Here is a 14,660-nt window from a genome sequence, read left to right as displayed (position 1 = left end):
CAATTAACACGCCCCCCGGAAAAAGGAATTCTTATGACTGCCAGCCCGCCCGACAAAGCCGGACTTCATATTTTATTAAAACTTGCCTGCCTGGTGGTTATCCTTGCGGGTATCCACGCGGCGGCGGATATCATTGTTCAGCTTCTGCTGGCGCTGTTTTTCGCCATTGTGCTCAACCCGCTGGTGACATGGTTTTTACGCCGGGGCATCAGCCGCCCGGTCGCGATTACCATTGTGGTGATGGTGATGCTGGTTGTCCTGACGGCGCTGTTCGGCGTGCTCGCCGCCTCGCTGAGCGAATTTTCCACCATGCTGCCGCAGTACAATAAAGAGCTGACGCGCAAGCTGGTCGATCTTCAGCGCATGTTGCCGTTCGTGAATCTGCATATCTCACCGGAACGGATGCTGCGTCGGATGGATTCCGAGAAGGTGATGACCTACGCCACCACGTTGATGACCGGGCTTTCCGGGGCAATGGCCAGCATTCTGCTGCTGGTGATGACGGTGGTGTTTATGCTGTTCGAAGTGCGCCACGTGCCGTATAAACTGCGTTTTGCCCTGAACAATCCGCAGATCCACATTGCCGGCTTGCACCGCGCGCTGAAGGGCGTATCCAAATATCTGGCGCTGAAAACGCTGTTAAGCCTGTGGACCGGCGTGATCGTCTGGCTGGGGCTGGTACTGCTGGACGTGCAGTTCGCGCTGATGTGGGGCGTGCTGGCGTTTTTACTGAACTACGTACCCAATATCGGCGCGGTGCTTTCCGCCGTTCCGCCGATGATCCAGGCGTTCCTGTTTAACGGTTTTTATGAGTGCATGCTGGTAGGGGCGCTGTTCCTTGTCGTGCATATGGTGCTGGGTAACATTCTCGAGCCGCGCATGATGGGCCACCGTCTGGGCATGTCGACGATGGTGGTGTTTTTATCGTTACTGATCTGGGGATGGCTGCTGGGTCCGGTGGGCATGCTGCTCTCCGTGCCGCTCACCAGCGTCTGTAAAATCTGGATGGAAACCACGAAAGGAGGCAGTAAACTCGCCATTCTTCTGGGTCCGGGTCGGCCAAAAAGCCGTTTGCCGGGATAACCGGGTGGAAAGGGTCAAAAGTGACGTTTATTCGCCAGCGCGACGACAACATTGTACGATGTGCGCAGCAAATCGCGCTGGCGAAGAAAAAGTCACAGAAACAGGTTTATCGCGGACGCGCGTAGATGAAATTTACACTTACCCTTATCGACTGGCAGGCAAGAGCGCCAGGACTCAGCGATGCCGACGAATGGCAGGCATGGTCACGCCGGTCTGACGCCATCGATCCCGCTGCACCGCTGGCGAAACTGACCGATCTGCCGATGATGACCGCCCGCCGCCTGAATTCAGGCAGCAGGCTGGCCGTCGATCTTGGCCTGATGATGCTGCGCAAACACCGCATCGATGCCGTCGTCTACAGCAGCCGTCATGGGGAGCTGGAGCGCAATTTCCGTATTCTCCAGGCCCTGGCGGCAGAACAGCCCGTTTCCCCCACCGATTTTGCCATGTCGGTACACAACTCGGCGGTCGGCAATCTCACTATCGCCGCGCGTCAGCCTGTTGTCTCTTCGTCGGTTTCCGCCGGTATGGATACCTTCCAGCAGAGCTTGTGCGACGTGCTGAGCCTGCTGCATGCGGGCTACTCCCGCGTGTTGCTGGTGGATTTCGACGGTCTGCTGCCTGATTTTTATCACGCCGGGCTGCCGCCGCAGATGCCCGTCTGGCCCTACGCGCTGGCGCTGGTGATTGAGGCGGGAAATACGCTCAGCTGTGAAACGCACATCAACCGCACGCCTGAAGAGCCCGCGCTGCCGCAAAGCCTCCAGTTCCTGCGCCATTACCTGCGGGACGAGCGCCAGTTTACCCTGCCGGGCGAGCGCCTGCTGTGGCAATGGACGCGCCAATGAGAGGGTTGCGTTCCCGCCTCGATCGGATATGGCGGATGCTGATGACCGGATTGTGCTTCGTCCTGTTCGGCCTCGGCGGGCTGACGCTGTCGCTGGTGTGGTTTAACCTGCTGCTGATTTTCCAGCGCGACCGCACTCAACGTCGCCGCCTGGCACGCCGCACTATTTCTGCCAGTTTTCGCCTGTTCCTCGCGGTGGTACGCGGTGCAGGGGTACTGGATTACCGTTTCAACAACCTGGACGTTCTGCGCGCCGAGCGGGGCTGTCTGGTGATTGCGAATCATCCCTCGCTGCTGGACTACGTTCTGCTGGCGTCGGTGATGAACGAAACCGACTGTCTGGTGAAAAGCGCGTTGCTTCGTAACCCGTTCGTCAGCGGCGTGATCCGCGCGGCTGACTATCTGATTAACAGCGAAGCCGACACGCTGCTTGCCGCAAGCCAGCAGCGTCTGGCCCAGGGCGATACCCTGCTTATCTTCCCTGAAGGCACCCGCACCCGGGTGGGGGAAGCCATGACCCTGCAACGTGGGGCGGCGAATATCGCCGTTCGCTGCAACAGCGCCGTGCGCGTGGTGGTGATCCACTGTAGCGAACGGATGCTGGATAAACAGAGCAGCTGGTATAACGTGCCCCCCAACAAACCTGTTTTCACCGTGGATGTTCGCGAACGCATCAACATTCATGATTTTTATGATGCGAGTCAGCACGAACCCGCGCTGGCAGCAAGGCATTTAAACCGGCATATGCAGCATCAGTTAACAACCGGTCTTCAATCTTTGTCAGGAACGAAAGATGCAAGCGCTCTATCTTGAAATTAAGAATCTCATTATCTCTACGCTGAATCTGGAAGAACTTACCCCAGAGGATATTGATACAGACGCCGCGCTCTTTGGCGACGGCCTCGGTCTGGACTCAATCGACGCCCTTGAGCTGGGGCTGGCGGTAAAAAATCAGTACGGCGTAGTGCTTTCTGCCGAAAGTGACGAGATGCGTCAGCACTTCTATTCCGTTGCCACGCTCGCGGCTTTTATCCATCAACAACGCGCCTGAGAATGACCGCTATGACAGAACAACAAACGATTTATCAGGAAGTCTCTGCGCTTCTTATTACGCTGTTTGAAATCGCCCCGGAGGATATTACCCCTGAGGCTCGTCTTTACGAGGATCTGGATCTCGACAGCATTGATGCCGTCGATATGGTGGTGCACCTGCAAAAGAAAACGGGCCATAAAATCAAGCCCGAAACCTTCAAAGCGGTGCGCACGGTGCAGGACGTCGTGGACGTTGTGGAACAGCTTCAGCGCGACGCGTAACGTGCGTTCGATTCCAGTTCTTCCCGCCCTGACGGGGCTGATGCTGCTGGCATGGCCGTTTTTGATCGGCTTCGGGCTGGCGAATAATAGCCTGCACGGGATACTGCCCGTGATGGCGCTGGTGCTGCTGTTGCGCGTCTGCCAGGCCCGTCGGCAGGGCGGCCCCCTGCGTTATCTGTTCGTGAGCGTGGCGCTGGCCGGCATAGCACTTTGCGCGGCGAGCTACGTCCTGCACGCGCACCAGTGGGTGCTGTTATATCCGGTGGTGGTGAATCTGGTGATGCTGGTGGTGTTTGGCGGTTCGCTGTGGACGGCAATGACTGTTGTTGAACGGCTGGCGCGCCTGCGTGAACCGGATCTCTCCCCCGTCGGGGTACGTTACACGCGCCGGGTTACCCAGGTCTGGTGCGGCTTTTTTATTATCAACGGGGCGATCGCGCTGTTTACCGTATTACACGCCGATATCCGTCTGTGGACGCTGTGGAATGGGATGATTGCCTATCTCCTGATGGGCACGCTGATGGCTGGCGAGTGGGTGGTGCGACAACGGGTGATGAAAAACGATGCTTAACCCTCTTCCGCTTAGCCAGTGGCTCAGTGCGCCCCGCCCTGACGACACCCCTGTCGCCTGGCAGGACGACCATCTCTGGACGCTTGGCGATCTGCGCCACGACGTCACTCAGTTGGTCGACACGCTGCGTCGTGAAGATGGCGAACGCTGGGCGTTGTGCATCGAAAACGGTTATCTGTTTATTGTCGCGCTGCTGGCGACGCTGCATGCGGGTAAAACGCCGGTCCTCCCCGGGCACAGCCGGGCGGCGCAGCTTAACGAACAGCGGGCGCTGTTCAGCGGCGTCCTGAGCGACACCACGCTCGATTTTCAGGGGCGACAGCTGCGGGTGGCTTCCGCGCAGTGGGCAGGCCATCCTTTTTCACCGCTGCCTGCCATCGGTGAGACGCGCACGATCGAGCTTTACACCTCCGGCTCGACCGGCACGCCGCAGCGGGTAAGTAAGCCGGTGGTCAGCCTTGATCGTGAGGCTCGTCTGCTGGCGGCGCATTTTGGCGAGCGTCTGGCGGGCTGTCACGTCGTGGCTTCCGTGGTGCTGCACCACCTGTATGGCCTGACGTTTCGTGTTGTCTTACCCATGGCGCTCGGCCTGCCGCTGCATGCCAGCCTGCTCAACTATGCCGAGCAGCTCTCTGCCCTTCCCGACGATAAACGCTATCTTTTCATCAGCAGTCCGGCGTTTCTCAAGCGGCTGGACGCGTCGCTGACGCCGCCCCCCGTCAACCTGCTCGTCTCCGCCGGCGGCGCACTGCCCTGGCTGGAGGTCGCCGCGGTTCAGGCCTGGCTCAACGTCTGGCCGGATGAAATATACGGCAGCACGGAAACGGGCGTAATGGCCTGGCGCTACCGTCAGGAGGAAAGCACGCGCTGGCAGCCTTTTCCCGGCGTGGCGTTTCACGGCGATCGCGTGACGTCGCCGCTGATCCCCGAGGCGGAGGGAATCGTGCTGGATGATATCCTGCACTTCACGGCTGACGGGCAGTTCAGCCTCGTCGGGCGTCGTGGTCGGGTGGTCAAAATTGAAGATAAGCGCATTTCACTCGATGACATTGAGCACCGCCTGCTGGCGCTGGACGGCATCCGCGAGGCCGCCGCGCTGACGGTGACGCGCGGCGGGCGTCAGGGCATTGGCGTATTGCTGGTGCTGAATGAAGCGGTGCGTCAGCAACACGAACAGAGCAAAACAGCGCAGGAGCTCGCCTGGCGACGCGCCCTTCGCCCCTGGCTTGAACCGGTTGCCGTACCGCGCTACTGGCGGATCGTTGATGAAATCCCGGTCAACAGCATGAACAAGCGCGTGACTGCGCAGCTACAGGAGTTGTTTCATGAAGATCCCTGAAATCGGGCGCCTCCAGCCCGATCCACAGCATCTGGAGATAACCTTTTATCTTGATCCTGACCTGCTCTGGTTTAAGGGACATTTCGCCGTACAGCCGCTGCTGCCGGGCGTGGCGCAGCTCGACTGGGTGATGCATTACGCCGCCGCGCTGGCGTCGGGCTACCGTTTTCACAGTATTCAGAACGTGAAGTTCGCCGCCCCGCTGTTGCCGGAGAACACGGTCACGCTGCTCCTTGCCTGGCAGCCTGAACGCCAGTTGCTGACCTTTAGCTACCAGCGCCATGCGGGTAACGAGCGCCACACCGCCAGCAGCGGGAAGATTCGCTTATGTCAGTAACCTTCCGTCCCTGCGTGCTGATCCCCTGCTACAACCACGGGGCGATGATGGCTTCGGTGCTGGCGCGCCTGGCACCTTTCGATCTGCCCTGTCTGGTGGTGGACGACGGCAGCGATGAAACCACGCGCCGCACGCTTGAAGCGCTGGCGGCGGATCGTCCGCAGATCACACTGCTGCGGCTGGCCGAAAACAGCGGCAAAGGCGCGGCGGTGATGCAGGGGCTGAAAGGCTGCGCCGATCGCGGCTTCACCCACGCCGTTCAGGTGGACGCTGACGGCCAGCACGCTATCGAGGACATTCCCAAACTGCTGGCGCTGGCCGGGCGTCATCCCGATGCGCTCATTTCCGGGCAGCCCGTTTACGATGACTCAATCCCCCGATCGCGCCTGTACGGGCGCTGGATAACGCACGTCTGGGTCTGGATTGAAACCCTCTCCCTGCAACTGAAAGACAGTATGTGCGGGTTTCGCGTTTACCCGATAGCCCCGGTTCTGCGCCTTGCAGCAACCACGCCGCTCGGCAGGCGAATGGATTTTGATACCGAAGTGATGGTGCGCCTCTACTGGCAGGGCAACACCAGCTATTTTCTGCCCACCCGCGTGACCTATCCGCCGGACGGGGTATCCCATTTTGATGCCCTGAAAGACAACGTGCGCATCTCGTTGATGCATACCCGTCTGTTTCTCGGCATGCTGCCGCGCATTCCTTCCCTGCTGATGCGTCGCCGCTCACAGCACTGGGCGCAGCAGCAGGAGGTAAAAGGATTATGGGGCATGCGCCTGATGCTGCGCGTCTGGCAGCTGCTGGGGCGAAAGGCGTTTACCGCCCTGCTGTGGCCGGTTACCGCCGTCTACTGGCTGACCGCCCGCTCTGCGCGTCAGGCGTCGCAGCAGTGGCTGGCGCGGGTTAAAACGGTGATGGCACAGCGGCAAATGCCGCAACCCGCGCGGCTTAACAGTTTTTCCCACTTCCTGCGCTTCGGTCATGCCATGCTGAATAAAGTGGCCAGCTGGCGCGGCGAAATGAAACTCCATCGCGATCTGGTCTTTGCGCCAGGCGCGCAGGAGGCGCTGGGGCTCGACGATCCTCAGGGCAAACTGCTGCTCGCGTCGCATCTTGGCGATGTGGAGGCCTGCCGGGCGCTGGCCCAGCGCGAAGGGGCGAAAACCATCAACGCGCTGGTCTTCAGCGACAACGCCAGACGCTTTAAGCAGGTGATGGAGGAGATGGCACCGCAGGCGGGCATTCACCTGATGCCGGTCACCGACATTGGCCCGGAGACTGCGATCCTCATTAAAGAGAAGCTGGATCGCGGCGAATGGGTGGCGATCGTGGGCGATCGCATCGCCGTCACCCCGCAGCGCGGCGGTAGCTGGCGGGTGATATGGAGCGAATTTATGGGCCAGCCCGCGCCGTTCCCGCAGGGGCCGTTTATCCTGGCGTCCATTTTGCGCTGCCCGGTGGTGCTGATTTTTGCCCTCTGCCAGCAGGGAAAGCTGACCCTGCACTGCGAGCCGTTTGCCGACCCGCTGCTGCTGCCGCGCGGCGAACGCCAGCAGGCGCTACAGCAGACCGTCGACCGCTATGCGCAGCGGCTGGAGCATTACGCGCTCTTGTCGCCGCTCGACTGGTTTAATTTTTTCGATTTCTGGCAGCTGCCAGAGATCAACGAGAAGGAGTAAAGGGTGCTGACCGATCCCCGCTTTACGGCTGAAGTTGAAATCACCGTTCCGTTCCACGACGTCGATATGATGGGGGTGGTGTGGCACGGCAACTACTTCCGCTACTTTGAGATTGCCCGCGAAGCGCTGCTCAACCAGTTTGATTACGGCTATCGCCAGATGAAAGCGTCCGGCTACGTCTGGCCGGTGGTGGATACCCGGGTGAAATACCGCGACGCGGTGACCTTCGAGCAGCGCATTCGCGTCCGCGCCCACATTGAAGAGGTTGAAAACCGTCTGCGCATCGCCTATCAAATCTTCGACGCGCAAACCGGGAAACGCACCACCACCGGCTACACCATTCAGGTGGCGGTGGAAGAAGCAAGCCGGGAGATGTGCTTTGTCAGCCCGGCCATTCTGTTCGAACGCATGGGGATCGCGCCATGAAATGGATAACGCTACTCGCGCTGCTGGTAAGCCCGCTGGTGAACGCGATCACGCTGGATGAACTGCAACAGCGGTTTGCGGAGCAACCGGTAGTGCGCGCACACTTCGAACAGATCCGCACGATCAAGGATATGCCTCAGCCCCTGCGCTCGCAGGGGGAGATGCTGATCGCCCGTGACAATGGCCTGCTGTGGGATCAAAAAGCGCCGTTCCCGATGACGCTGCTGCTGGATGACAAACGGATGGTGCAGATCGTCAACGGTCAGTCGCCGCAGACCATTACCGCCGACACTAACCCGCAGATGTTCCAGTTCAACCATCTGCTGCGGGCGCTGTTCCAGGCCGACCGCAAGGTGCTGGAAGAGAACTTCCGCGTCGATTTCAAAGACCTGGGCGAAGGCCGCTGGTCACTGGTGCTGACGCCCGTCACCACACCGCTGGACAAGATTTTCTCCACCCTTGATTTGAAGGGCGCGATCTATCTGGAATCCATTCGCCTGAACGATAAGCAGGGCGACACGACGGATATCGCCCTCTCCCGCCACCAACTGACGCCCGCCCGCCTGACCGATGCAGAACGCCAGCGCTTTGCCGCACCGTAACGCCCTGCGCCCGGCGCTGCTGTGGGCCGCGGTATGCCTGATCCTGCTGGGCGTGCTGCTGTCGCTGCTGCCCGGCGCGCGGCTGAACAGCAGCGTGCTCGCCATGCTGCCGAAACAGACGCTCGGCGCGATCCCTCCCGCTCTCAACGACGGATTTATGCAGCGCCTCGACCGCCAGCTCATCTGGCTGGTCAGCCCCGGCAAACAGCAGGACCCGCGCGTGGCGCAGCAGTGGTTAACCCTGCTGCAACGCAGCCAGGCGCTGAGTGTCGTAAAAGGTCCGCTGGATGCCGCCGGGCAACAGGCCTGGGGAGATTTCTTCTGGCAACACCGCAATGGCCTGGTCGATCCGGCCACCCGCGCCCGCCTGCAAAACGGCGGTGAAGCGCAGGCCCAGTGGGTCCTGTCCCAGCTCTACTCCGCCTTTTCCGGTGTGAGCGGCAAGGAGCTGCAAAACGATCCGCTGATGCTGATGCGCGGCGCGCAGCTCGCGCTGGCGAAAAACAGCCAGAAGATGCAGCTGATGGACGGCTGGCTGGTGACAAAAGATGCGGCCGGGAACTACTGGTATCTGCTGCACGGCGAGCTGGCGGGCTCATCGTTTGATATGCAGCAAACCCACCAGCTGGTGACCACCCTTAACGCGTTGCAGCAGACGCTGAAAAGCCAGTATCCACAGGCGCAGCTGCTCTCGCGCGGGACGGTGTTCTACAGCGATTACGCCAGCCAACAGGCTAAAAACGATATTTCCACGCTTGGCGTCGCCACGGTGCTCGGGGTGATCCTGCTGATTGTGTCGGTGTTTCGCTCCGTGCGTCCGCTGCTGCTGAGCCTGCTCTCCATTGCCATCGGCGCGCTGGCGGGGACGGTCGTGACGCTGCTGCTGTTCGGTGAACTGCACCTGATGACGCTGGTGATGAGCATGAGCATCATCGGCATCTCGGCGGACTATACGATTTACTACCTCACGGAGCGGATGGTGCACGGCGCGGAACACTCGCCCTGGCAAAGCCTGGCGAAAGTACGTAACGCGCTGCTGCTGGCGCTGCTGACCACCGTCGTGGCGTATCTCTTCATGATGCTGGCCCCCTTCCCCGGCATTCGTCAGATGGCGGTGTTCGCCGCCGCAGGGCTGAGCGCCTCGTGCCTGACGGTAATGTTCTGGCATCCGTGGCTGTGCCGGGGCATGCCGGTCCGCCCGGTCCCCCTGAGAGGGATTATGCAGCGCTGGCTGAACGCCTGGCGCGACGGTAAAGCCCTCTCTGTCGGGCTGCCGGTAGCGCTGGCGCTGCTCTCCGCCATCGGGATCGCCAGCCTGCGGGTGGATGACGATATCGCCCGGCTTCAGGCGCTGCCGCAGGACATTCTGGCGCAGGAAAAAACCATCACCGCCCTGACCGGGCAAAATGTCGATCAGAAGTGGTTCGTGGTGTACGGCGCGTCGGCTCAGGAAACGCTGGAGCGGCTGGAGGCGTTTACCCCGGCGCTGGCGCAGGCGCAAAAAGCCGGTGAATTAACCCGCTGGCGCACCCTGCCGCTGAACTCGCTGGCGCGGCAGAACAGCGATCTGCATCTTCTGCGTAACGCCGCACCGACGGTGATGAAAATGCTGCAAAGCACGGGGCTGAAGACCAGTGAACCGAACCTGAACGCCATGCCTGTCAGCGTGGAAGCGTGGCTCGCCAGCCCGGCCAGCGAGGGCTGGCGTTTGCTGTGGCTGACGCTGCCGGACGGCAAAAGCGGTGTGCTGGTCCCGGTCGATGGCGTCAGAAACAGCGCCGCGCTCGGTGAGCTGGCCGCCCGCCATCCCGGGGTCGTCTGGGTTGACCGTAAGGCCAGCTTCGACAGCCTGTTTGCGCTCTACCGCTCGCTGCTGACGGGGCTGCTGGGCGTGGCGCTGGCGGTGATTGCCTGCGGCGCGATGCTACGCCTCGGCTGGCGAAAAGGGCTGGTGGCGCTGGTGCCGTCCGTGCTGTCGCTGGGCGGCGGGCTGGCGGCGCTGGCCATGACGGGCCATCCGGTGAACCTGTTTTCCCTGCTGGCGCTGGTGCTGGTCCTCGGCATTGGCATTAACTACACGCTGTTTTTCAGCAACCCGCGCGGCACGCCGCTGACCTCCATGCTGGCGATTACCCTCGCCATGATGACTACCCTGCTGACGCTGGGGATGCTGGTGTTCAGCACCACTCAGGCCATCAGCAGCTTTGGCATTGTGCTGGTGAGCGGTATCTTCACCGCGTTCCTGCTCGCCCCGCTGGCGATGCCGTCTAACAAAGAGAACTTACCATGACCCGTTTCATTCGCCTGGCGGCAGTGATGATGGCCCTGTTGCTGGCGGGGTGTAGCCATACAACGAACCGCGATGACGCGAGCCCTCAGGCCTGGCTCCAGCCCGGCACCCGCGTCACGCTGCCCCCGCCGGGCATCACGCCTGCCATCCGCGCGCAGCAGTTGCTTACCGGCAGTTTTAAAGGCCAGTCCCAGTCGCTGCTGGTGATGCTGAACGCCGATGGAAATAAAGTGACGCTTGCCGGCCTCTCTTCCGTCGGGATCCGCCTGTTCCTCGCCACCTACGACAACACCGGGATCCACACCGAGCAGTCGGTTGTGATGCCGCAGCTGCCGCCCGCCAGCCAGGTGCTGGCCGACGTGATGCTGAGCCACTGGCCGCTCAGCGCCTGGCAGCCGCAGTTGCCGAAAGGCTGGACGCTGAACGATACTGACACCAGACGCGAACTGCGCAACCCCGAGGGCAAGCTGGTCACGGAAATTGTCTACCTGAACCGTAACGGCAGGCGCGAACCGATTAGCATTGTGCAGCACGCTTTTCACTACCACATCACCATTCAATATCTGGGTGACTGAGATGATTTACCTTTCTGCCGTTGGCATGGTCAACGCGCTCGGCAACTCGGCTGATGAAATAGCGGCGAACCTGATCGCTGGTGTGGCCCCCGGGATGCGCCAGCGTGCGGGCTGGCTACAGGGTTTACCCGAGGCCGTGCTGGGGGGCGTGGAGGGTGAACTTCCCCCTGTCCCCGAGTCTTTTTCTGCGCATCGCAGCCGCAACAACCAGCTGCTGCTGGCGGCGCTGGCGCAAATCCGGCCCGCCGTCGATGCGGCCATTGCGCGCGTGGGGCGCGACCGCGTGGCGGTTGTTCTGGGCACCAGCACCTCCGGGCTGGACGAGGGTGATGAGTACGTGCGCCGCGCGCAGAACGGCGAGAGCAGCCCGCAGTGGCAATATCCGCAGCAGGAGCTGGGCGATCCGTCGCGCTTTCTCGCCCGCTGGCTTGCGCTGGACGGCCCGGCGTATACCATCTCAACCGCCTGCTCCTCCAGCGCGCGGGCGATCATCAGCGGTCGGCGCCTGATTGACGCCGGGCTGGTGGACGTCGCCATCGTCGGCGGGGCCGACAGCCTGAGCCGCATGCCGGTCAACGGCTTCAACAGCCTGGAGTCCTTCTCCCCGACCCTGTGCGAACCGTTTGGCCGCCACCGTCGGGGGATCACCATTGGCGAAGCGGCGGCACTGATGGTGCTGACCCGCGAGCCGGGCGAGGTTGCGCTCCTGGGCGCGGGGGAATCCAGCGATGCGTACCATATTTCCGCCCCGCATCCGCAGGGCGAAGGGGCGATCCGCGCCATCAACCAGGCGCTGAACGAGGCGGGCATGACGGCGGCGGACGTCGGTTATATCAACCTGCACGGCACCGCCACGCCGCTGAACGATCGCATTGAGGCGCAGGTGATCCACGGTCTCTTTGGCGACCGCGTGCCGTGCAGCTCCACGAAACATCTTACCGGCCACACGCTGGGCGCAGCGGGGATCACCGAGGCCGCCCTGAGCTGGCTGATCCTGACCCGAGACCTGCCGCTGCCGCCGCAGGATTTTTCCCGCTACGCACCAGACGACACCCTGCCCGCCTTCGGCCTGCTGCACCAGAGCGCACCGCTGAATAAACCGGCGATCCTGTCAAACTCCTTCGCGTTTGGCGGCAACAACGCCAGCCTTCTGCTGGGGAGGGTATGATGCGCTACTTACCTCCCGGGGATTATCTTCCTCACGACACGCCGATGCTGCTGCTTGAGAGCGTGGAAAACGTCACCGATGACCGCGCCGTTTGCAGCGTGACGGTGAACGATCGGGGCGTTCTGGCTCCGTTCCTGGACGCGGACGGCAACCTGCCTGGCTGGTTTGCGCTGGAGCTGATGGCCCAGACCGTGGGCGTCTGGTCTGAATGGCACCGGATGCAAAAAGGGCTGCCGCACTGTGCGCTGGGCATGGTGCTGGGCGCGCGCGAGCTGGTGTGCGACGCAGGGCATTTTGCCGCAGGCAGCACGCTGATCATCACCATCGAACGTCTGATGCAGGATGAACGCTTTGGCAGCTTCGAGTGCACCATTCATGCGGATAGTGTCTCCCTCGCCACGGGCCGCGTGAACACCTTCCAGCCGAGCGAGGAAGAATTAACCACACTTTTCAACCAGGGAACACCATCATGAGATCCGTACTGGTCACCGGCGCCAGCAAAGGCATTGGCCGCGCTATCGCCCTTCAGCTTGCGGCGGACGGTTTCACCGTCGGCGTGCATTACCATCGTGATGAAGCGGGCGCGCAGGAGACGCTGGAAGCGATTGTCCAGGCAGGCGGCGCGGGCCGTTTACTCACCTTCGACGTGAGCAACCGCGAGCAGTGCCGCACGGTGCTGGAACAGGAGATCGCTGACCACGGCGCGTGGTATGGCGTGGTCAGTAACGCCGGTATTACCCGCGACGGTGCTTTTCCGGCGCTCAGCGACGATGACTGGGACAGCGTGATCCACACCAATCTCGACAGTTTTTATAACGTCATTCATCCCTGCATTATGCCGATGATCGGCACCCGCAAGGGCGGGCGGATCATCACCCTGTCGTCGGTGTCAGGCATTATGGGCAACCGTGGGCAGGTGAACTACAGCGCGGCGAAAGCCGGGATCATCGGCGCCACCAAAGCGCTCGCCACCGAGCTGGCAAAACGCAAAATCACCGTCAACTGCATCGCGCCGGGGCTGATCGATACCGGCATGATCGAGATGGACGAAGCCGCGCTGCACGCGGCGATGTCGATGATTCCGATGCAGCGTATGGGCCAGGCCGAGGAGGTCGCCGGACTGGCGAGTTACCTGATGTCGGATAAAGCAGGCTATGTGACGCGTCAGGTGATTTCGATTAACGGAGGCATGCTATGACCCGTCGGGTAGTGATTACGGGCATGGGCGGCGTCACCGCGTTCGGCGAGGACTGGCCGACCATCTCGCGCCGTCTGCGCGAGTATGAAAATGCGGTGCGAACCATGACGGAGTGGCAGGCGTATGACGGCCTGCAAACCCTGCTCGCCGCGCCGATTGAAGATTTCACTCTCCCCGCTCACTATACCCGTAAGCGCATTCGCGCCATGGGCCGCGTGTCGCTGCTCTCTACCCGCGCCACCGAGCTGGCGCTGGAGCAGGCGGGGCTGATCGACGACGCGGTGCTGACCAACGGTCAGACCGGCATCGCCTACGGCTCGTCGACCGGCAGCACCGGGCCGGTCAGCGAGTTTGCCTCCATGCTCACCGAAAAGCACACCCACAACATCACCGGCACCACCTACGTGCAGATGATGCCGCACACCACAGCGGTGAATACCGGGCTGTTCTTTGGCCTGCGCGGACGGGTGATCCCCACCTCGAGCGCCTGTACCTCTGGCAGCCAGGCGATTGGCTACGCCTGGGAAGCGATTCGTCACGGCTACCAGACGGTGATGGTGGCAGGCGGCGCGGAGGAGCTGTGCCCGTCGGAAGCGGCGGTTTTCGATACCCTGTTTGCCACCAGCCAGCGTAACGACGCGCCAAAAACCACGCCGTCGCCGTTTGACGTTCAGCGCGATGGCCTGGTGATTGGCGAAGGGGCGGGCACGCTGGTGCTGGAAGCGCTGGATCACGCCAGAGCGCGCGGGGCGACAATCTATGGTGAGATCGTGGGCTTTGCCACCAACTGCGATGCGGCGCACATCACCCAGCCCCAGCGGGAAACCATGCAGGTGTGTATGGCGCAGTCGCTGGCGATGGCAGGCCTTGGCCCTCAGGACATTGGTTATATTTCTGCCCACGGCACGGCAACCGATCGCGGGGATATCGCCGAGAGTCAGGCGACCGCCGCCATTTTCAGCGACAGCGTGCCCATCTCATCCTTAAAGAGTTATTTCGGCCATACCCTGGGCGCCTGCGGCGCGCTGGAAGCCTTGCTGAGTCTGCACATGATGCGGGAGGGCTGGTTCACGCCGACGCTCAATTTAAGACAACCGGATGAGCAATGCGGCGCTTTAGATTATATTATGGGGGAAACCCGCCCGATTGATTGCGAATTTATTCAGAGCAATAACTTTGCCTTTGGCGGCATCAATACCTCGATAATCATTAAACGCTGGGCGTAACT

The 14,660-nt window shown here is 61.7% G+C and carries 17 protein-coding genes; all 17 read left to right on the top strand.

Annotated elements, in window-relative coordinates; all coding sequences use genetic code 11:
• Window positions 1–33: 33 nt before the first annotated feature.
• The 17 genes from SK54_RS03305 to SK54_RS03225 all read left to right on the top strand — a co-directional run bounded on the left by SK54_RS03305 (window position 34) and on the right by SK54_RS03225 (window position 14,658).
• Window positions 34–1,083, top strand: a complete 1,050-nt coding sequence (locus SK54_RS03305; protein WP_003861270.1) for an AI-2E family transporter — start codon at window positions 34–36, stop codon at window positions 1,081–1,083.
• A gap of 125 nt (window positions 1,084–1,208) precedes the next feature.
• Entirely contained in the window at window positions 1,209–1,931 is a 723-nt protein-coding gene (locus SK54_RS03300) for a beta-ketoacyl synthase chain length factor (protein ID WP_032655402.1), read from the top strand.
• Window positions 1,928–2,743 carry a lysophospholipid acyltransferase family protein gene (locus SK54_RS03295; protein WP_032655404.1) on the top strand — a complete coding sequence of 272 codons (816 nt, stop codon included), beginning with the start codon at window positions 1,928–1,930 and terminating at the stop codon, window positions 2,741–2,743. The genes SK54_RS03300 and SK54_RS03295 overlap by 4 nt, the downstream gene beginning before the upstream one ends.
• A complete protein-coding gene (locus SK54_RS03290; RefSeq protein ID WP_003861263.1) occupies window positions 2,724–2,981 on the top strand; it encodes a phosphopantetheine-binding protein in 258 nt (85 codons plus the stop codon). The genes SK54_RS03295 and SK54_RS03290 overlap by 20 nt, the downstream gene beginning before the upstream one ends.
• 11 nt (window positions 2,982–2,992) lie before the next feature.
• Window positions 2,993–3,244 carry an acyl carrier protein gene (locus SK54_RS03285; RefSeq protein WP_003861262.1) on the top strand — a complete coding sequence of 84 codons (252 nt, stop codon included), beginning with the start codon at window positions 2,993–2,995 and terminating at the stop codon, window positions 3,242–3,244.
• Window positions 3,216–3,815 carry a COG4648 family protein gene (locus SK54_RS03280; protein ID WP_048246742.1) on the top strand — a complete coding sequence of 200 codons (600 nt, stop codon included), beginning with the start codon at window positions 3,216–3,218 and terminating at the stop codon, window positions 3,813–3,815. The genes SK54_RS03285 and SK54_RS03280 overlap by 29 nt, the downstream gene beginning before the upstream one ends.
• Entirely contained in the window at window positions 3,808–5,154 is a 1,347-nt protein-coding gene (locus SK54_RS03275) for a class I adenylate-forming enzyme family protein (protein ID WP_048246739.1), read from the top strand. Before SK54_RS03280 ends, SK54_RS03275 begins: the two co-directional genes overlap by 8 nt.
• Window positions 5,141–5,491, top strand: coding sequence for an ApeI family dehydratase (locus SK54_RS03270; protein WP_017693835.1), 351 nt, complete (start codon window positions 5,141–5,143; stop codon window positions 5,489–5,491). The genes SK54_RS03275 and SK54_RS03270 overlap by 14 nt, the downstream gene beginning before the upstream one ends.
• Window positions 5,482–7,173: a glycosyltransferase family 2 protein gene (locus SK54_RS03265; protein WP_045333896.1), complete on the top strand. Its 1,692-nt coding sequence runs from the start codon at window positions 5,482–5,484 to the stop codon at window positions 7,171–7,173. Before SK54_RS03270 ends, SK54_RS03265 begins: the two co-directional genes overlap by 10 nt.
• 3 nt (window positions 7,174–7,176) lie before the next feature.
• On the top strand, window positions 7,177–7,599 hold the full coding sequence (locus SK54_RS03260; RefSeq protein WP_006812302.1) for an acyl-CoA thioesterase: 423 nt from the start codon (window positions 7,177–7,179) through the stop codon (window positions 7,597–7,599).
• Window positions 7,596–8,201 carry an outer membrane lipoprotein carrier protein LolA gene (locus SK54_RS03255; RefSeq protein WP_023295558.1) on the top strand — a complete coding sequence of 202 codons (606 nt, stop codon included), beginning with the start codon at window positions 7,596–7,598 and terminating at the stop codon, window positions 8,199–8,201. The genes SK54_RS03260 and SK54_RS03255 overlap by 4 nt, the downstream gene beginning before the upstream one ends.
• Entirely contained in the window at window positions 8,170–10,491 is a 2,322-nt protein-coding gene (locus SK54_RS03250) for an MMPL family transporter (RefSeq protein ID WP_048246737.1), read from the top strand. Before SK54_RS03255 ends, SK54_RS03250 begins: the two co-directional genes overlap by 32 nt.
• Window positions 10,488–11,066 (top strand): DUF3261 domain-containing protein, encoded by a 579-nt coding sequence (locus tag SK54_RS03245; RefSeq protein WP_048246735.1) that lies wholly within the window; start codon window positions 10,488–10,490, stop codon window positions 11,064–11,066. Before SK54_RS03250 ends, SK54_RS03245 begins: the two co-directional genes overlap by 4 nt.
• A 1-nt stretch (window position 11,067) precedes the next feature.
• Window positions 11,068–12,234 (top strand): beta-ketoacyl-[acyl-carrier-protein] synthase family protein, encoded by a 1,167-nt coding sequence (locus tag SK54_RS03240; RefSeq protein ID WP_048246733.1) that lies wholly within the window; start codon window positions 11,068–11,070, stop codon window positions 12,232–12,234.
• On the top strand, window positions 12,231–12,707 hold the full coding sequence (locus SK54_RS03235) for a hotdog family protein (RefSeq protein WP_100160639.1): 477 nt from the start codon (window positions 12,231–12,233) through the stop codon (window positions 12,705–12,707). Before SK54_RS03240 ends, SK54_RS03235 begins: the two co-directional genes overlap by 4 nt.
• The gene (locus SK54_RS03230) at window positions 12,701–13,432 is read left to right on the top strand and encodes a 3-ketoacyl-ACP reductase FabG2 (protein WP_026080665.1); all 732 of its coding nucleotides are present in this window, start codon (window positions 12,701–12,703) and stop codon (window positions 13,430–13,432) included. The genes SK54_RS03235 and SK54_RS03230 overlap by 7 nt, the downstream gene beginning before the upstream one ends.
• The gene (locus tag SK54_RS03225) at window positions 13,429–14,658 is read left to right on the top strand and encodes a beta-ketoacyl-ACP synthase (RefSeq protein ID WP_048246731.1); all 1,230 of its coding nucleotides are present in this window, start codon (window positions 13,429–13,431) and stop codon (window positions 14,656–14,658) included. Before SK54_RS03230 ends, SK54_RS03225 begins: the two co-directional genes overlap by 4 nt.
• The last annotated feature ends 2 nt before the right edge of the window (window positions 14,659–14,660 follow it).

The organism is Enterobacter sp. MGH120 (assembly GCF_001037725.1).
Classification (GTDB): Bacteria; Pseudomonadota; Gammaproteobacteria; order Enterobacterales; family Enterobacteriaceae; genus Enterobacter; species Enterobacter hormaechei_C.
Note: the sequence above shows the minus strand (reverse complement) of the source record. Positions and strands in the feature narration are given on the sequence as shown.